This is a genomic window from Sulfuricella sp., assembly GCF_035531155.1.
Classification (GTDB): Bacteria; Pseudomonadota; Gammaproteobacteria; order Burkholderiales; family Sulfuricellaceae; genus Sulfuricella.
In genome coordinates this window covers 1-18696 of the sequence record NZ_DATKTK010000042.1, presented here as the reverse complement: position 1 = coordinate 18696, position 18696 = coordinate 1, and the positions used below count along the sequence as shown (strand labels likewise).

Below are 18696 nucleotides of genomic sequence, written 5' to 3'. Positions count from 1 at the left end.
GGAGGCGCTGAGAAATGCAAAAAAGGGTTTCTCTGCGCCTCCGCGCCTCTGCGGTTAAATTAGTCTGCTACTGGCATGCCTCGCACTCGGGGTTGTGGCTACGGCGTAACATTGCGCCTGCGGCGAAATGTGAGCCTGCGCCGCAATCAGGAATGCTCGTCATTGACATGCCTCGCATTCCGGATTGTCAATGCTGCAGAACTTTGTCTCCGCCGCGACGCCCCCGTCCACCGGCACGGCGTTCAACGCGCCGGCCTTGGAGGTGGATTTCTCGGCGTGGGATGCACCCAGGCTGCGCAGGTAGTAGGTGGTTTTGAGGCCGCGCAGCCAGGCAAGGCGGTAGGTTTCGTCGAGTTTTTTGCCGGAGGGTTGGCCGATGTAGATGTTCAGGCTCTGCGCCTGGTCGATCCACTTCTGACGGCGGGCGGCGGCTTCGATCAGCCAGCTCGGATCGACTTCGAAGGCGGTGGCGTAAAGGCTGCGCAGTTCGGCCGGGATACGGTCGATCTTGGAGAGCGTGCCGTCGAAATACTTGAGATCGGAGATCATCACTTCGTCCCACAGCCCGGCCGCTTTCAGGTCTTCCACCAGGTAATCGTTGACCACGGTGAATTCGCCCGACAAGTTGGATTTGACGTAGAGGTTCTGGTAGGTCGGCTCGATGCTGGCGGATACTCCGACGATGTTGGCGATGGTCGCGGTCGGTGCGATCGCCAGACAGTTGGAGTTGCGCATGCCGAACTGCTTGATGCGGGCGCGCAGGGCTTCCCAGTCCAGGGTGACGGACTCGTCCAGCTCCAGGAAACCGCCGCGCGCCTCTTTCACCAGGGCGTTGGACTCGTGCGGCAGGATGCCGCGATCCCACAGGCTGCCGGTGAAGGTAGCATAGCGGCCGCGCTCTTCGGCCAACTCAGTGGAGGCCATGTAGGCGTAGTAGGCCACCGCTTCCATGCTGCGGTCGGCGAATTCGACTGCGCTCTGGCTGGCGTAAGGCACGCGCAAGGCGTGCAGACAGTCCTGGAAGCCCATGATGCCCATGCCCACCGGGCGGTGCTTGAGGTTGGCGTTGCGCGCCTTGGCCACCGCGTAGTAGTTGATGTCGATGACGTTGTCGAGCATGCGCATCGCGGTGCGCACGGTACGCTGCAGCTTGACTGTGTCGAGCACGCCGTCTTTCAGGTGCGCGACCAAGTTGACCGAGCCGAGGTTGCACACCGCGATTTCGTGCTCGTTGGTGTTGAGCGTGATCTCGGTGCACAGGTTGGAGCTGTGCACCGTGCCCACGTGCTGCTGCGGACTGCGGATGTTGCACGGGTCCTTGAAGGTGATCCAGGGATGACCGGTTTCGAACAGCATGGTGAGCATCTTGCGCCACAGTTGCAGGGCGGGAATTTTCTTGTGCAGCTTGATCTCGCCGCGCGCGGCCTTGTCTTCGTAGCCGACGTAGGCCTCCTCGAACGCCTTGCCGAACTTGTCGTGCAGGTCGGGCACGTCGTTCGGGCTGAACAGGGTCCAGTCGCCGGCTTCCATCACGCGCTTCATGAACAGGTCGGGAATCCAGTTGCAGGTATTCATGTCGTGAGTGCGGCGGCGGTCGTCGCCGGTATTCTTGCGCAGCTCCATGAATTCCTCGATGTCGAGGTGCCAGGTTTCCAGGTAGGCGCACACCGCGCCCTTGCGCTTGCCGCCCTGGTTCACCGCCACAGCGGTGTCGTTGACCACTTTCAGGAACGGCACCACGCCCTGGGATTTGCCATTGGTGCCCTTGATATGGCTGCCCAGCGCGCGCACCCGGCTCCAGTCGTTGCCGAGACCGCCGGCGAACTTGGACAAGAGCGCGTTTTCCTTGATCGCTTCGTAGATGCCGTCGAGGTCGTCGCTCACCGTGGTCAGGTAGCAGGAAGAAAGCTGCGAGCGGCGCGTGCCCGAATTGAACAGGGTCGGCGTCGAACTCATGAAGTCAAAGCTGGAAAGCACGTTGTAGAACTCGATGGCGCGGGTTTCGCGGTCGATCTCGTTGAGGGAGAGGCCCATCGCCACGCGCATGAAGAAGGCTTGCGGCAGCTCGATGCGGCGCTCGTCGATGTGCAGAAAATAGCGGTCGTACAGGGTTTGCAGGCTGAGGTAACCGAACTGCAGGTCACGCGATGAGTCCAGGGCGGCGCCCAGGCGCTTCAGGTCGAACTGCGCCAGGCGCTCGTCGAGGCGCTCGGCTGCGATGCCCTGCTTGATGAAGTCGGGGAAATACTCGGCGTAACGCGTCGCCATGTCAGCCTGGCTGGCGACCTCGCCCAGCACTTCCTTGCGGATGGTGTCGAGCAGCAGGCGCGCGGTGACGAAGCTGTAGGCCGGCTCTTTCTCGATCAGGGTACGGGCGGAGAGGATGGCCGACTTGCCCACTTCCTCGAACGGCACGCCGTCGTACAGATTCTTCAGGGTATGTTCGAGGATAGGCTGCGGAGAAACGGCTGCACCCAGTCCATCGCAGGCCGATTGCAGCAGACCGTTGAGACGCGCCATGTCGAGCGGGTGAGTCTGGCCGTTTTCGATGACGTTGATGACATGCGGTGCGGCGGCGGGCTGCTCCTGCTTGTGCCGGGCGCGCTCCTGGGTGCGCTGCTCGCGGTACAGCACGTAGGAACGGGCGACATCGTGCTCGCCGGAGCGCATCAGCGCCAGCTCGACCTGGTCCTGGATATCTTCTATATGGAAAGTCCCGCCGTTGGGCTGGCGGCGCATCAGGGCGGCCACCACGCTCTCGGTCAGCGCGGCGACGACCTCGCGAACACGCGCGGAAGCCGCACCCTGGCCGCCGTTGACGGCGATGAACGCCTTGGTCAGTGCAATCGATATCTTGGCGGGTTCGAAGCCGACCACCGAGCCGTTGCGGCGGATGATCTTGTACTGGGCATAAACGGATTCTTGGCCCGTTGCGGTTTCGCCGGAACCGAAATTCGAGGCGGCAAAAGGGGAAGGTGAAACGGAATCGGTAGAAAGCTGCATGGTGGTTATCCTCCTGTTTTATTATTGCGTTTCGTCGGTGGGGTTTGGCTCTTGTCCACAACATATCCACGACATATCCACAACATCTTGTGTCTGAACTATCAAGTTACCACTAATTCTAGTATCGCAGTTGACAAAACGCAACCAGAATTTCCAATCAATTTTCATCTGCCGCGAAAGCCGCTCTGGGCGCCAAAGTTGTAAAAGGACCATTTGTTGGATAGTCTGGAATGGAGAGGGTTTCATCACATGCAGCCATCAGCGCTAACCGTATTTGTCGCACGCGGCCTGACCAAAACTTACCACATGGGTGAAGTGGAGGTACCGGCGCTGCGCGCGCTGGATATCGAGATCTACCAGGGCGAGTTCGTCGTGCTGCTGGGGCCTTCGGGCAGCGGAAAATCGACCCTGCTCAACATCCTCGGCGGCCTGGACACGCCCACCAGCGGCGAGGCTTTCTGGCGCGACCACAACCTGGCCACCTCCGGCGAGCGCGAACTGACCGAATACCGGCGCGATCATGTCGGCTTTGTATTCCAGTTCTACAACCTGATTTCCAGCCTCACCGTGCGCGAGAACGTCGCCCTGGTGACCGATATCGCGCCCCAGCCGATGACGCCGGAAGAAGCCCTGAAACTGGTCGGACTGGAACACCGCATGGACCACTTTCCCTCCCAGCTTTCCGGCGGCGAGCAGCAGCGCGTCGCCATCGCCCGCGCCATCGCCAAGCGGCCGGACGTGCTGCTGTGCGACGAACCGACCGGGGCACTCGACTACCAAACCGGCAAGGTGGTGCTGGAAGTGATCGCCAGGATCAATCAGGAACTCGGCACCACGGCGGTAGTGATCACCCACAACGCCTCCATTGCCGGCATGGCCGACCGGGTGATGCACATGGCCGACGGGCATATCGCCGCAGTGGAGACTAACCCGCACAAGCTGACTCCGTCGGAGCTGTCATGGTAAATACCGGTAATGGGGAATGGGTGATGAGTAATGAGGGAAACCTCACCCATCGCCCATTACCCATCACCCATCACCCAGAATGAAAGCCCTCGACCGCAAGCTGTTGCGCGATCTCTGGCAGATGCGCAGCCAGGCGTTCACCATCGCCCTGGTGGTAGCCTCGGGCATCGGCTCCTTCATCGCCCTCCTCTCCACTTACGACTCGCTGCAATGGTCGCGTCATTCCTATTATGAGAGCGCACGCTTCGCCCAGGTGTTCGCCGACGTCAAGCGCGCACCCCGGCCGGTGGAGCAGCAGATTGTCGAGCTGCCGGGGGTGGCTGCGGTGGAAACCACCGTGGTGCAGGATGTGACCCTGGACATCCCGGACGTGGCCGAGCCGGTGATCGGTCGCATGATCGGCCTGGAAAGCAGCCGCCAGCCCCGTCTGAACCGCCTGTTTCTGCGCCAGGGCCGCCTGCCTGAAGCGGGAAAAAGGAACGAAGCCCTGGTCTCGGAGGGCTTCTCCAAGGCCCGTGGGCTTAAACTCGGCGACCACATTGCCGCTCTGCTCAACGGCAAGCGCGAATCACTTTCGATCGTCGGCATCGTGCTGTCGCCGGAATACATCTTCGCCTCGCGCGGCGGAGAGATCCCCGACGACAAGGGCTTCGGCGTGTTCTGGATGGAACGCGAGCGCCTGGCGAGTGCCTTCGACATGGAGGGCGCATTCAACCGCGTGTCGCTGAGCCTGACGCCGGGTGCCAGCGAGGCGGCGGTGATCGACGCCCTCGACCACCTGCTCGAACCCTACGGCAGCCTCAGTGCTTACGGCCGCAAAGACCAGAACTCGCACCGCATCCTGAGCCAGGAGATCAACCAGCAAAAAACCATGGCCACGGTTTTTCCCACCATTTTCCTCAGTGTGGGGCATTCCTGCTGAACGTGGTGCTGGCCCGCCAAGTGGCCACCCAGCGGGATCAGATCGCGGCCCTGAAAGCGCTCGGCTACGCCGACTTCGCCATCGCCGCCCATTACCTCAAGCTGGTGCTGGCGATCGTGCTGGCCGGCATCGTGCTCGGCTTCGGCATCGGCGCCTGGATGGGCTATGAGATGACGGCGATGTACACCGTGTTTTTCCACTTTCCGCGCCTGACCTACCGCATCCAGCCATGGATTGCCCTGGTGGCCTCAGGCATCAGCCTGGCCGCCGCCGTGGGCGCTGCGCTCGGCACCGTGCGCAGCATCCTGTCCCTGGCACCGGCGGAAGCGATGCGCCCACCCACCCCGACCCGTTACCGGCGCATGCTGCTGGAACGGCTCGGCCTGGCGCATCTGCTCTCACCCCAGGCGCGGATGGTGATCCGCACCCTGGAACGCCGCCTGCTGCGCACCCTGCTGACCACCTTCGGCATCGCCTGTTCGGTCGCCATCCTCGTGTCCGGGACCTTCTGGCGGGATTCGGTGAACTACTTGATCGATGTCCAGTTCTCCATGGCTGACCGGGGCGATGTGAACGTAGTGTTCGTCAATCCGGTCGCCCGCAGCGCCCTGCATGAAATCGGCCGCCTGCCCGGCGTGCTGCGCACCGAGGAGGTGCGCTCCGTGCCGGTGCGCCTGCGTGCCGGCCATCACACCTACCGCACCGCCGTGTCCGGCTTCCCCCCGGATGCGAAACTGCGTCAGTTGCTGGATACCGATTTACACCGCGTGCCCCTGCCCCCCGACGGCATCCTGCTCTCCCAGCGACTGGCGGAACGGCTGGTGGTCAAACCCGGCGACCGGCTGATGCTGGAATCCCTCGAAGCCACCCGCGCCAAGCGCGAAGCCGTGGTTGCCGGGGTCGTCAACGACCTGGTCGGCCTCTCCGCCTACATGGACATCACTGCCCTGAACCGGCTGATGGGCGAGGGAGAATCCATCTCTGCCGTGGCTTTGACGCTGGATCCGGCACAGGCAAAAGCGTTTTATGCGCGCCTCAAGGAAATGCCCCAGGTCGCCACCGTCTCCATCAAGGGAGAACTGCTGCGCAGCTTCCGCGAAACCAACGCCCGCTTTCTGCTTTTTTTCACCGCCATCGTGACCGCTTTTGCCGCCGCGATCGCGGTGGGCGTGGTCTACAACAGCGCCCGCATCGCCTTGGCGGAAAGGGCCTGGGAACTGGCCAGCCTGCGCGTGCTGGGTTTCACCCGTAACGAGGTTTCGGGGCTGCTGCTGGGCGAGCTCGCGATTGAAATCGCGCTGGCGATCCCGCTCGGCCTGTGGCTGGGCTATCTGTTGTCGGTGCTGATCGTCTCCATGATACAGGCCGAGACCATCACCTTCCCGGTCATCATCACCTCCGGCACCTATGCCTACGCCGCCCTCACCATCCTGGCCGCCGGCGTGGCAAGTTCGATGATCGTGCGACACCGGGTGGATCATCTGGATCTGGTGGCAGTATTGAAGACGAGGGAATGAGAGGTCAATCCCTGTCAACATCCCCAGCGGACACCAGATAACAAGGTGAAAAAACGTGGGAATTCATCGCACCCACGGCGATCAGATTGGGTTGGTTCCTCAAGCCGGCCGTAAGGCCGACAGGCCACCAGAAGTGAACTATATTTATATCAACTTCATAAACAAGAGGAACCGCATGGCCACCTACCGGCTCGGCTCCAGCGGAGAAGAAGTCAAGCAGATCCAGGTAAGGCTGCAAGCACTGGGGCTTTACCGCGGCCCGATCGACGGCGCCTTCGGCGGCGGCACCGAAGCGGCGGTCAAAGCTTTCCAGCAGAATACCGGTCTCGTAGTGGATGGCGCGGTCGGCTCCATTACCTGGAACGCACTGTTCAATACCGAAATTCCGGTCCCCTCTCTGTTCGCCAAACCCCTCGACTATCGCTGCCTGGCGCTGACCGGTGCGTTCGAAACCGATTCCGGCTTCCCCGACTGTTTTGCGGGCTTGAGCGGGGATTTCGACGGCCAGGGGATCAGCTTCGGCGTATGCCAGTGGAATTTCGGCCAGGATTCGCTCCAGCCCTTGCTCAGGGACATGATCAGGCAGCACCCCGACATCGTTCAGTCTATTTTCCGGGAACGCTACGGCGTGCTGACGGCGGCTCTCGATGCCGACAAACGCGAGCTGATGAGTTTCGCAACCAGCATCCAGCACCCGGTCAAACACTTCATTACCGAACCGTGGCGCGGCATGTTAAAAAGCTTGGGAAGAACCGGGGAATTCCAAGCGATTGAGCAAAAATACGCCGGCGCGCTGTACCGGGCGGCGGTCGAGCTTTGCGCCGATTACGGGCTGTGGTCGCAACGCGCGACGGCGCTGATGTTCGACATCAAGGTGCAGAACGGCAGCATCGGCAGCCTCGTGAAAGCGCAGATTCTCGCGGATTTCGACGGTTTGGCGCCGGATCTGCCGCGCGAGGCGCTGGAGGTGGAAAAGATGAAAATCATCGCCCGCCGCCGCGCCGAGGCCGCCAACCCGCGCTGGGTCGAGGACGTGCGCGCGCGCAAGCTGTGCATCGCCAAGGGCGAAGGCATGGTGCACAGCGTCCGCTACAACCTGGAAGAACAGTTTGGCATCCAGCTCAAATGACCAAAGGAGCTTGACGATCATGGCAAAAAGCAAAACAAAGCGGGCCGTACAGCGGGTTTATAACGTCCGGCCGGACACGATGGATTTTCGCGACAAGATGTACGAGGCGACGCTGATCGAAGTGCCGAAGCGGATCGCCATCGAAGACTATGCGAAAGTGAAAGTGCCCATTCTCGACCAAGGCCAGGAAGGCGCCTGTACCGGCTTCGGGCTGGCGACCGTGGCCAATTACCTGCTGCGCAAGCGCAAGGAAGTAAAGGGCGATGACTCGGTCAGCCCGCGCATGCTGTATGAAATGGCCAAGCGCTACGACGAATGGCCGGGTGAGAAGTACGACGGTTCCAGCGCGCGCGGCGCGATGAAGGGCTGGCACAAGCACGGAGTCTGCGCTGCACCGGTGTGGCCCTACGATCCAAAAAAACCCGATCCGCGACTGACCGAGGCGCGCGTCACAGATGCAGCAGGGCGTCCGCTGGGAGCCTACTTCCGTGTCAACCACCAGGATCTGGTGGCGATGCACGCGGCTCTGGCCGAAGTCGGCATCCTGTACTCCACCTCCGCCGTGCATTCGGGCTGGGAAGCGGTGGGTGAAAACGGCGTGATCCCGCTGCAGGACAATATACTGGGTGGCCATGCGTTCGCCATCGTCGCCTTTGACGAGCGCGGCTTCTGGATCCAGAATTCGTGGGGCTCGGGCTGGGGGCAGCAAGGCTACGCGCTGGTCACCTACAAGGATTGGCTCGCCAACGGCACCGACGTGTGGGTGGCCCGGCTGGGCGCGCCGGTGGTGCTGGAAGGCGCCGTGAAGGGCGTCGCGCCGCGCCATGCCGGCATCGCGCGCGCCAAGACCTTTTCCTATCCCGACCTGCGGCCGCACATCATCAGCATCGGCAATGACGGAAAACTGCGCACCAGCGGCACCTTCGGCACATCCGCTGCGGACGTGGAAGAGATCATCAGTCAGGATTTCCCGCGCATCACCAAAAGCTGGAAAAAGAAACGCCTGCTGATCTACGCCCATGGCGGGCTGGTGAACGAGGAATCAGCCATCCAGCGCGTTGCCGACTACCGCAAAACGCTGCTGGAGGCGGAAGTGTACCCGTTGGCCTTTAGCTGGAAGACCGATGCCTGGACCACGATCAAGAATATCCTGGAAGACGCCCACAGACGGCGCCGCCCGGAAGGGTTGCTCGATGCGGCCAAGGACTTCATGCTCGATCGGCTGGACGACGCCCTCGAACCGCTGGCCCGGATGCTGGGCGGCAAGGCGATGTGGAGCGAGATGAAGGAAAACGGCCTGTTCGCCATGAAGAACGAAAATGGCGGGGCACGCATCGCGCTCGGCCACCTGAACGAGCTGCTGGCGCAGGATCCATCAATCGAAATCCACTTTGCCGGACACAGCGCGGGCAGCATTTTCAATGCGCCGATCATCCAGCTGCTCACTGCCAAAGGAAAGATCGCCGCCGGCCCGATGAGCGGTGCGACCGGCCTGGGCCGCAAGGTCGAAACCTGCACCCTGTGGGCGCCTGCCTGCACCGTCGATCTGTTCAAGCAGGCCTACCTGCCGGCAGTCAACAGCGGCGGCATCAAGCGCTTCGCCCTTTTCACGCTCACCGACCAGGTGGAGCAGGACGACCATTGCGCCAACATCTACCACAAATCGCTGCTGTATCTGGTGTCCAACGCCTTCGAGGAGCGCGAGCGCATCCCACTGTTCCAGAAAGACGGCGAGCCGATCCTGGGGATGGAGAAATTCATCCACACCGACGCCGAACTCGCCGCGCTGTTTAAGAACGGCAAAGCCGACTGGGTACGGTCACCGAACACTGCCGAGGACGGCTCACCCATCCATTCCACGTCACGCCACCACGGCGATTTCGACGACGACAAGCCGACAGTGCTCGCTACCCTGGCACGTATCCTCGGCCAGGGCATGTCGCAAGCGCCATTTGAATTTGCCCGCACCCCCGCATCGCTGCGGGCGCGCAGGCTGCAATTGAGCTAAAGGAAAACAGCATGAACGCCTCATCCCGGAGTTTTGCCGTCGTCACCATGCTGGCCTGCATGGCGCCCTTGCCGTCGGTGGGGGCGGAACTGCGGCCTTACTCGCTTCCGTCCCAGCAGGCCGCGCCCAAGATCGAGCAGCGCCAGATGGAGCAGCGAGCAGTGCGCCCCCGGGTCAGCGAAGCCTACTACCAGAACTTCGAGAAGAAGGCTAAAGGCCTTAAACCGGCGCAACGCGACAAACTCGCCCGCTCCTTCGAGCGCAGCCGCGATCAAGCCATCGAATCCGGCCGCGTGGACGAGGAACAGCACTATCTGCGGCTGTTGCAGATAGTGCGAGAAGCGAAATGAACCTGAAATATCTGTTGAAGCGCGGGTTGTTAAGGCTAGTGGAGCCATCATGAAACAAGCTTGGGCTGTGATCTGGCTGGGACTATTTCTGCTGTTTTCGGCAAGCGCGGTCTGCCGCGCCGCAGACAACAACGTCAAGCAACTCGAAGCCATGAGCGACTATGAGGCGGCGCTCGGCACTAGCGTAGCTCAGTCGCCGGCTCCCGTCATCGACACGTACTCACAGGCTGACAAGCTTGCCCATGAGTTCAGGATGCGCCAGGAGGACGACAAGCTGTACGAGGTCATCATCCTGAGCGCGCTGGCGCTGGTTTCACTGTTTATCGTGCTGCGCTTCATCACCGCCAAAGCCGCCTATTCGGCATCCCACATTGTGAGCGCGACCGGTTTGATTTTCATCATTTTCGGCACCATCCTGCTCGTGATCATGGCGGACACCGAGCAGCAGTTGACCGCTGCGATCGGCATTCTGGGCGCGGTAGCCGGCTATCTGTTCGGCTCCATCAACCGGGGAAAACCCAGCACCTAAACGGGTGAGAAAAAACAGAGGCATTCATGTCGGCGCCGTTTCCTGCCGGCAGGCAGACGGAATCTGGTGGCGCTGGCGAGGAGGCAATCCCCCGGCATTCACAGTGACCCCTGATAACAGAAGAATAAAACCCATGAAAATCCGCAGCAACTCCCTGGCAATCCGGTTTATTGCTTCCTTAAACCGACAGGCTGTTAGAATTCAAACATGACGTGGACAAAAAAAACACTGCTCGTCCTGCTCGCTGTCGCCTTGGTCGGTGCGCTGGTCATGGCATTCCGTCCGCAACCGGTGCTGGTGGAAGTCGCTGAAGTCACGCGCGGCCACTTCGAGCAGGTCATCGAGGATGATGGCAAAACCCGGGTGCGCGAACGCTACGTGGTTTCCGCCCCGCTCGCCGGCAAGCTCCAGCGGATCACTCTCAAGGCCGGGGACGCAGTCACGGCCGGCATGGTGCTGGCGGCTATCGACCCCAGCTCGCCCGCCCTGCTGGACGTGCGCACCGAACGAGAACTCACCGAACGCGTGGGCGCGGCTGAAGCCACCCGACTGCGCGCCGCGGCCACCGTCGAACGTGCGCGGGCGGCGCTGGACAAATCCCGCGCCGATCTGGAGCGTACCCGCAAGCTGGCTGCGCAAGGTTTCGTTTCGGCCGCTCAGCTGGAACAGGTTGAACTTGAGACCAAAATCAACTTGCGCGAACTGGAGGCCGCCCGCTACGCCGATCATGCCGCCGCACACGACGTGGCAGTCGCCCGCGCTGCCCTGCTACAGGTTCGCGAGGGAACAGCCGGAAAACCCTCGGGGAGGCGCTGGGAAGTGCGCACTCCGGTTGCCGGCCAAGTTCTCAAGGTGGTGCAGGAAAGCGAGGCCACCGTCGCGGTGGGTGCGCCGCTGCTGGAAGTCGGCCAACCCGCCGAGCTCGAAGTGGTGGTGGATGTACTCAGCACCGACGCGGTACAGATCAAACCGGGCTCCCCGGTGAGGCTCCTGCGCTGGGGCAGGGCGGAGCCGCTCGAAGGCCGTGTCAGGCGGGTGGAGCCGGCGGCCTTTACCAAGGTTTCCGCCTTGGGGGTTGAGGAGCAGCGCGTCAACGTGGTGATCGACCTCACCTCTCCCGCCGAAAAATGGCAATCGCTCGGCGATGGTTACAAGGTGGACGCGAGCATCATCGTGGCGAGCCTCGATAATGTGATCAAAGTGCCGGTCAGTGCACTGTTTCGCGACGGGGGGCAATGGGCGGTGTTCACCGTCGTCAATGGCAAGGCCGCCAGGCGCGTGGTGCAACTGGGCCGGCGTGGCGGGCTGGAGGCAGTGGTGGAAAAGGGCCTGCAACCCGGCGAAAAAGTCATCGTGCATCCCGGCGACTCAGTCAGGGACGGCCTCCGCATAAAGGTTACTGCTGGTGTATGATTAATTTTTTCGGCAATTTTCTGTAACAATAATGACTAAAAACACCGCCATCCTGCTGATTTCCTGTCCCGACCGCAAAGGCCTGGTCGCGGGCATCGCCGATTTCCTCTACCGCCACAACGCCAATATTCTGCACGCCGACCAGCATCAGGACAGCGAGTTGGGCCTGTTCCTGATGCGCGTGGAATGGGATCTGCACGATTTCGATCTGGCAATCGGCCAGTTCGAGCAGCACTTCGCGCCGATCGCCGAGAAATTCCAGATGCAGTGGCATCTGGCGCAATCAGCCTCCCGCCCGCGGGTGGCGATCTTCGTGTCGCGCTATGACCACTGCCTGGTCGATCTGCTCTACCGCCATCAGGCCGGCGAACTGCACTGCGACATCCCGCTGATCATCGGCAACCACGACGACACCCGATGGATCGCCGATTCCTATGGCATCCCGTTCCAGCACATCCCGGTACACAAGGACAGCAAGGCGGAAGCGGAAAAGACCCAACTCGCCCTGCTGCGCCACCACCATATCGACCTGATCGTGCTGGCGCGCTACATGCAGGTGCTGTCGGCGGACTTCATCCGGCACTACCCGAACCGCATCATCAACATCCACCATTCCTTCCTGCCCGCTTTTCTCGGCGCCAAGCCCTATCACCGCGCCTTCGAGCGCGGCGTCAAGCTGATCGGCGCAACCAGCCACTACGTCACCGAAGTGCTCGACGACGGCCCGATCATCGAGCAGGACGTCGCCCGCATCTCGCACCGCGACGCGATCGACGACCTGATCCAGAAAGGCCGCGACCTGGAGAAGATGGTGCTGTCGCGCGGGGTCCGCTGGCACATCGAAAATCGCATCCTGCTGTATGCCAACAAGACGGTGATTTTCGACTAATCCAACGGCTTTATTTTCAGACAAAAAAACCGCCTGTCAGGGGGTGACAGGCGGGAAAAGAACCGCTCGCGGCGGTTCGGAGGAGGACAACCCAACAAAGGGTCTGGCGCGCCGCCTTGGGAGCGAACGCGATAGGGTTATGCTAGCCGAGAAGGGAAAGCGCCGTCATTGACAATTCTCAATCGGCGGCAATCTTGTTGAGTGCGGCAGTATCACATTTGAGCGAAACGCCGCCGGGAATTTCCTGCAAGGCGCTGCTGCGCTTGAATTCGGCGATGATGCGGCTGGCCGTTTCGGTGGTAATGCCGAGCATCGAGCCCATGTCCTCGCGCCCGAACAGCTCGCAGGCGCCGTCCTCCCTGCCGCTGGCCAGACGCTGCAGCAGACGAGCCATGCGCGCCCTGGCGCTGCCGGTGGCGAGCTGGGTCAGCCAGGCATCCGCCTCGTCCAGCGCGCGCTGCCAGCGCACCATCAATTCCTTGCGCAGCTTGGGATTATCCCGGTCCAGCCGCTGGATCACTTCCAGCGGAATGCGGCAAACCTCCGACTGCTGCAAAACAATGGCGTCATGCTGGTAGGGCTGGCCAAGCAACGATTCCAGGCCGGTGACATCGGTGGCGCGGAGCAGGCGGACGATGCGCTGGCGCCCGTCCGGCAGATACTGAACCAGCTTGAGCAAGCCGCTGCGAATGGTGAACACCGCCTGCGCCGGATCGCCTGCCCGGTAAAGCACTTGATGCGGGGCAAGCGCGATGTCGTCGATCGGGCGGTGTATGCTCTCGCAATCACTGATTTCCAGTCCGGCGAACAGGACCGACTGGCGGATGCTGCAGCTGACGCAGTCGGAACCGCCGGGCAATAAAGTTTTGCTCATGCGCAATAATGGTTCAAGTTGGACTCCGAGGGAAATAAACTCATTAATTTGACCCTGCGACGGCGATCAGGTTCCGGTATTTTTGCCAGTCGAAGCACGGCCCCGGATCGGTCTTGCGCACCGGGGCGATGTCCGAATGGCCGACGATCTCCTTGATCGGGTAAGCCTCCTGAATTGCACGCGTCAGTTCCGCCAGCTTCTCGTACTGGATATCGGTAAACGGGTCGCTGTCACTGCCTTCCAGCTCGATGCCGATTGAAAAGTCGTTGCAGCGAATACGGTCGTGCCAGCTCGACACGCCTGCATGCCAGGCACGCTTGTTGCACGACACGAACTGGATCACCTCGCCTTCGCGGCGGATGAAAAAATGGGTGGAAACCTTGAGATCGGCGATCATTTCGTAATAAGGATGCTGCCAGATATCGAGCTGGTTGGTGAAAAAGTCGATCACGCCGCTGCCGCCATAGCTGCGCGGCGGCAGGCTGATGTTGTGGATCACCAGCAGCGGAATGTCGAATTCCACTTCAGGCGGCCGGTCGTCGCAGTTGGGCGAGGCAATGAAGCGCGCGCCCTGCAGGAATCCTGACTTGTCTATCTTCACGGTGCCTCCTCGGCAGGTAATGTTAAGGCCTTCTCCACTGCCTGCTGCAGTTTTTCAGGCAGTAGCGGGCTATGTATCCCGGCATGAAAATGGCCGTCCACGAACAGCAGCAGCGCAGGCAAATGGAATATCTCGTACTCGCGCGCCAGGGCGATGCTTTTTTCCACATCCACCTTGAACAAATGCGCCACCGTGCCTGCCAGTGCCTGTGGCAATACGGCCTCGGCCTTGCGGCATGTGCCGCAGTGCGGACCTGAAAACAGCACCAGGCTGACGCCCGGGCTTTGCGCCAGTCGCGGGTAGAAATCGAATTCGGTCAAGTTTGTAAATCGCACAATGCTATAATCGCGCCACGTTTTTTCAGGGAAGCCACCCATGAACACTTTTGCCACTCTGTTCCTGATGTTGATCGTCATTTTAATTGCCGCCGAGGTATTTACCAACGCATTAGAGCATTTGGGCGAAAAGCTGAAGATCTCGGAAGGCGTCACCGGTTCGCTGTTTGCCGCCATAGGCACCGCCCTGCCGGAAACCATGGTGCCTCTCCTGGCCCTGATGGCGGGTACCGCCGACACCCGCCTCAACGAGGAAATCGGCGTCGGCGCGATCCTCGGCGCACCGCTGATGCTGTCCACCCTGTCGATCTCCCTGATGGCGCTGGCGGTGCTGAAAAAACGTGGCGTCCACGGTCATTTCACGCCGGAGCGGACCGGCCTGACCCGCGACCTGAATTTTTTCCTGGCGGCTTTTGCCTTTTCCGCCATCGCCCTGTTCGTGCCGCACCAGCAGGCAGCGATCCGCGCTGCCATCGGCTTCACCCTGGTGCTGACCTACTTCGTCTACATCATGCTCACCCTGCGCGCTTCCGCCCATCTGGTCAAGGAAGGCCATGGCACCGAGGCACAGGAAAAGATGTTCCTGTGCCGTCTGGGACTGCCGGAAGGCATGCCGATGATCCTATTCCAGCTTGCCCTTGGCCTGGCCTTGCTGGTGGCCGGCGCCAAAGGCTTTATCCATGGTGTGGAGAATGCCTCCAGCCTGCTCGGCATCTCTCCCCTGCTGCTGTCGCTGCTGATCATCCCGATCGCCACCGAACTGCCGGAAAAGGTCAACAGCATCCTGTGGATCCGCAAGCGCAAGGACACCTTGGCCTTCGGCAATATCACCGGCGCAATGGTATTCCAGGGCACCCTGCTGCCGGCCATCGGTATCATGCTCACCCCATGGGAACCGCGCCAGGAAGTGCTCGCGGGCATCGTAATCACCCTGCTCGCCGCACTATGGATACGCATCATGATCAGCCGCGGGCAGATCAAGGTCTGGCATCTGGCCATTAACGGCGCGATGTACATCACCTACCTGGTAATTGTTCTAGCTTAAGCTTTACCCCCATCCTGGTTAGCGGTAATCTGCCCGTACACACGGGAGTTACCGCAATGGACAGGAAACCGGCAGCCTCAGACCCACCCCCTCAAATAGCGAAAAACAAGGACGCGGCGCCTTTCTGCCACGCGCTCGCCAACCACCTCACCTATTCCGTCGGCAAGGACCATTTCACCGCTACCCCCCGCGACTGGTTCTTCGCGCTTGCCCATGTCACCCGCGACCAGCTGACCGGGCGCTGGATGGAGACCATGCGGCGCTACTATCGTGCCGACGCCAAGCGGATTTATTACCTGTCGATGGAATTCCTGATCGGCCGGTCTCTGACCAACAGTCTGCTCAACATCGGGCATCTGGATCGCTGCCACCAAGCCGCGCTTGACGCTGGCCTGGACCTGGACATGGCGCGCGAAATGGAACCCGATGCCGCCCTCGGCAACGGCGGTCTGGGGCGCCTGGCTGCCTGCTTCCTGGATTCCATGGCTACCCTCGACCTGCCAAGCTACGGCTACGGCATCCGTTACGAATACGGCATGTTCAACCAGCGCATCGAAAACGGCTGGCAGGTGGAGCACCCGGACAACTGGCTGCGCTACGGCAATCCCTGGGAATTTCCGCGCCCGGAAGTGCTTTATCCGGTCAAGTTTTACGGCCGGGCGCTGGAATACGTCGGCGAGGATGGCAGCCCGCACCACCACTGGGTGGATACCGAGGATGTCATGGCGATGGCCTATGACACGCCGGTACCGGGTTATGGCGGCAAATCGGTGAACAATATGCGGCTATGGTCGGCCAAGGCATCACGGGATTTCGATCTGCAATATTTCAACGAGGGCAACTACATCAAGGCGGTGGAGGACAAGAACCAGTCCGAAAACCTGTCCAAGGTGCTGTATCCCGACGACACTACGGCGATGGGCAGAGAACTGCGCCTGAAGCAGCAATATTTTTTCGTCAGCGCCTCGTTGCAGGACATGTTCTACCGCTTCAATAAATTCCACAAAAATTTCGATGAATTGCCCGACAAGGTGGCGATCCAGCTCAACGACACCCACCCCTCGATCGCGATTCCCGAACTGATGCGCATCCTGCTGGATATGTACCACCTCGACTGGGACCGTGCCTGGAACATCGTCACCCGCACCTTCTCCTACACCAACCACACGCTCATGCCGGAAGCCCTGGAAACCTGGCCGACCGTCCTGTTCGAGACGATCCTGCCGCGCCACCTGCAAATCATCTACGAAATCAACCAGCGCTTCCTGAACGATGTCCGCCACCGCCATCCCGGCGACGTGGAACTGCTGAAGCGCATGTCCATCATCGATGAAGACAACGGGCGGCGCGTCCGCATGGCGCACCTGGCTATCGTCGGCAGCCATCAGGTAAACGGCGTGGCGCAAATCCACACCGAGCTGATGCGCCAGACCATCTTCCGGGACTTCGACCGCTTCTATCCAGGCAAGATCATCAACATCACCAACGGAATTACACCGCGGCGCTGGCTCAATCAGATCAATCCCGGGCTTGCCGGGCTAATCACGGAGCACATCGGCGACGACTGGGTCACCCATCTGGATCAGCTCAACAAGCTCAAGAAGTTTGCCGCCGACAAGGCCTTCCAGGAGAAATTCCGCCAAGTCAAACAGGCCAACAAGGAGGCGCTGGCCAAAATAATCGAGAAAAAACTGGGCATCAAGGTCAACCCCGCCTCCCTGTTCGACGTACAGATCAAGCGCATCCACGAATACAAGCGGCAACTGCTCAACCTGCTCCATGTGGTCACGCTGTACAACCGCATCCGTGCCAATCCGACGGCCGACCGGGTGCCACGCACCGTGATCTTCAGCGGCAAGGCAGCCCCAGGTTATACGCGGGCCAAGCTGATCATCAAGCTGATCAATGACGTGGCGGATATCGTCAACAATGACCCGGCCGCAAGGGATCTGCTCAAGGTGGTGTACATTCCCAATTACGATGTGACCACCGCCTCGGAAATCATTCCTGCCGCCGACGTTTCCGAACAGATTTCCACCGCCGGCACCGAAGCATCCGGTACCGGCAACATGAAGCTCGCCTTGAACGGCGCACTGACGATCGGCACCCTGGACGGCGCCAACATCGAGATCCGCGACGAAGTCGGCGCGGACAACATTTTCATTTTCGGGCTGAATGCGGCGGAAGTCGCCGAACTGCGGAACAAGGGCTATAACCCCTGGGATTACTACTATCGCAACGAGGAACTACGACAGGTGCTGGAGATGATCGGCTCAGGCTTTTTTTCGCCGGATAAACCCGACCGCTTCCTCCCGATCATCGACGCGCTTACTGACGGTGGCGACCATTACATGCTGCTCGCCGACTACGCCGCTTACGCCGAATGCCATGAAAAAATCGAAGCGCTCTACCGCAACCCCGCGGAGTGGGCACGCAAGGCAATCCTCAACGTGGCTGGTATGGGCAAGTTCTCCAGCGACCGCACCATCAGGGAATATGCGGAGAAAATCTGGGGGGTTAAATCAGAGCTGAGCGAGCTTGGTGAGGGGTGAGGGGTGAGGGGTGAGGCAGGAAGTTTATCCCCTTACTCATTCCCCATCACTAATCCATCCCCAGCCGCTCCAGGCGATATCGCAACGCTCGAAAAGAGATCCCAAGCAGCTTGGCTGCAGCGGTCTTGTTGAAACGGGTTTTTTCCAGCGCTTCCAGAATCACCTCTTTTTCCACGGCATCGAGGTATTCCTGCAGCGGCAAGCCCTTCATCTGCGCCCTGTCTTTCGGCTGCTTCACCGCAAGCTGTAAATCCTCGCGACAGATCTCGCCGCCAGCAGTCAGCGCCATCGCCCGCTCGAGGATATTTTCCAGCTCACGCACGTTGCCCGGAAAATCGTATTCCCGCAGTTCCTTCAACGCCGTCAGGCTTAATTTCGGCGGTACGGTGTTCAGACACGCCACTTTCTTGAGTATCTCCCCGGCAAGCAACGGGATGTCCTCCGGGACCTCGCGCAGAGCCGGCATCTTCAACACGATTACGTTGAGCCGGTAAAACAGATCCTGGCGAAATTTCCCGCTCTCCACGCATTGCACCAGATCCTGGTGAGTGGCGCTGATGATG

At 60.8% G+C, this 18696-nt stretch carries 16 protein-coding genes; 11 read left to right on the top strand and 5 right to left on the bottom strand.

Annotated features, from left to right (window positions below; genetic code table 11):
* Positions 1–159 precede the first annotated feature (159 nt).
* Entirely contained in the window at positions 160–3003 is a 2844-nt protein-coding gene (locus VMV64_RS08280) for a ribonucleoside-diphosphate reductase subunit alpha (RefSeq protein ID WP_325329482.1), read from the bottom strand.
* A 249-nt stretch (positions 3004–3252) separates the two neighbouring features.
* Here VMV64_RS08280 and VMV64_RS08275 point away from each other — a divergent pair, with 249 nt between their 5' ends.
* From VMV64_RS08275 to purU, 9 genes are all read left to right on the top strand, one after another.
* Positions 3253–3969, top strand: a complete 717-nt coding sequence (locus VMV64_RS08275) for an ABC transporter ATP-binding protein (RefSeq protein ID WP_325329481.1) — start codon at positions 3253–3255, stop codon at positions 3967–3969.
* A 79-nt stretch (positions 3970–4048) separates the two neighbouring features.
* Positions 4049–4891, top strand: a complete 843-nt coding sequence (locus VMV64_RS08270; RefSeq protein ID WP_325329480.1) for an ABC transporter permease — start codon at positions 4049–4051, stop codon at positions 4889–4891.
* 5 nt (positions 4892–4896) lie between these two features.
* Positions 4897–6408, top strand: coding sequence for an FtsX-like permease family protein (locus VMV64_RS08265; protein WP_325329479.1), 1512 nt, complete (start codon positions 4897–4899; stop codon positions 6406–6408).
* Positions 6409–6583: 175 nt separating this feature from the next.
* Positions 6584–7537, top strand: coding sequence for a peptidoglycan-binding domain-containing protein (locus VMV64_RS08260; RefSeq protein WP_325329478.1), 954 nt, complete (start codon positions 6584–6586; stop codon positions 7535–7537).
* A gap of 19 nt (positions 7538–7556) precedes the next feature.
* On the top strand, positions 7557–9545 hold the full coding sequence (locus VMV64_RS08255) for a C1 family peptidase (protein WP_325329477.1): 1989 nt from the start codon (positions 7557–7559) through the stop codon (positions 9543–9545).
* An 11-nt stretch (positions 9546–9556) separates the two neighbouring features.
* The gene (locus VMV64_RS08250) at positions 9557–9895 is read left to right on the top strand and encodes a hypothetical protein (protein ID WP_325329476.1); all 339 of its coding nucleotides are present in this window, start codon (positions 9557–9559) and stop codon (positions 9893–9895) included.
* 49 nt (positions 9896–9944) lie between these two features.
* Positions 9945–10424 (top strand): hypothetical protein, encoded by a 480-nt coding sequence (locus VMV64_RS08245; protein WP_325329475.1) that lies wholly within the window; start codon positions 9945–9947, stop codon positions 10422–10424.
* 207 nt (positions 10425–10631) lie between these two features.
* Positions 10632–11837, top strand: coding sequence for an efflux RND transporter periplasmic adaptor subunit (locus VMV64_RS08240; RefSeq protein WP_325329474.1), 1206 nt, complete (start codon positions 10632–10634; stop codon positions 11835–11837).
* A 31-nt stretch (positions 11838–11868) separates the two neighbouring features.
* Entirely contained in the window at positions 11869–12726 is an 858-nt protein-coding gene (purU, locus tag VMV64_RS08235) for a formyltetrahydrofolate deformylase (protein ID WP_325329473.1), read from the top strand.
* A 178-nt stretch (positions 12727–12904) separates the two neighbouring features.
* Here the strand turns inward: purU and VMV64_RS08230 are convergent, their stop codons facing one another.
* The 3 genes from VMV64_RS08230 to VMV64_RS08220 are packed head-to-tail and all read right to left on the bottom strand — an operon-like array spanning position 12905 to position 14521.
* Positions 12905–13600 carry a Crp/Fnr family transcriptional regulator gene (locus VMV64_RS08230; RefSeq protein WP_325329472.1) on the bottom strand — a complete coding sequence of 232 codons (696 nt, stop codon included), beginning with the start codon at positions 13598–13600 and terminating at the stop codon, positions 12905–12907.
* A gap of 43 nt (positions 13601–13643) precedes the next feature.
* A complete protein-coding gene (ampD, locus tag VMV64_RS08225; protein ID WP_325329471.1) occupies positions 13644–14201 on the bottom strand; it encodes a 1,6-anhydro-N-acetylmuramyl-L-alanine amidase AmpD in 558 nt (185 codons plus the stop codon).
* Positions 14198–14521 (bottom strand): thioredoxin family protein, encoded by a 324-nt coding sequence (locus VMV64_RS08220; RefSeq protein ID WP_325329470.1) that lies wholly within the window; start codon positions 14519–14521, stop codon positions 14198–14200. The genes ampD and VMV64_RS08220 overlap by 4 nt, the downstream gene beginning before the upstream one ends.
* A 55-nt stretch (positions 14522–14576) precedes the next feature.
* On the opposite strand from VMV64_RS08220, the gene VMV64_RS08215 reads away from it, so the two are divergent.
* Positions 14577–15581 carry a sodium:calcium antiporter gene (locus VMV64_RS08215; RefSeq protein ID WP_325329469.1) on the top strand — a complete coding sequence of 335 codons (1005 nt, stop codon included), beginning with the start codon at positions 14577–14579 and terminating at the stop codon, positions 15579–15581.
* Between the two features lie 56 nt (positions 15582–15637).
* Positions 15638–18133 (top strand): glycogen/starch/alpha-glucan phosphorylase, encoded by a 2496-nt coding sequence (locus tag VMV64_RS08210; protein ID WP_325329468.1) that lies wholly within the window; start codon positions 15638–15640, stop codon positions 18131–18133.
* A gap of 49 nt (positions 18134–18182) precedes the next feature.
* Here VMV64_RS08210 and VMV64_RS08205 read toward each other — a convergent pair.
* Positions 18183–18696 (bottom strand): helix-turn-helix domain-containing protein (locus VMV64_RS08205; protein ID WP_325329467.1); only part of this gene is annotated, 514 nt, incomplete at its 5' end.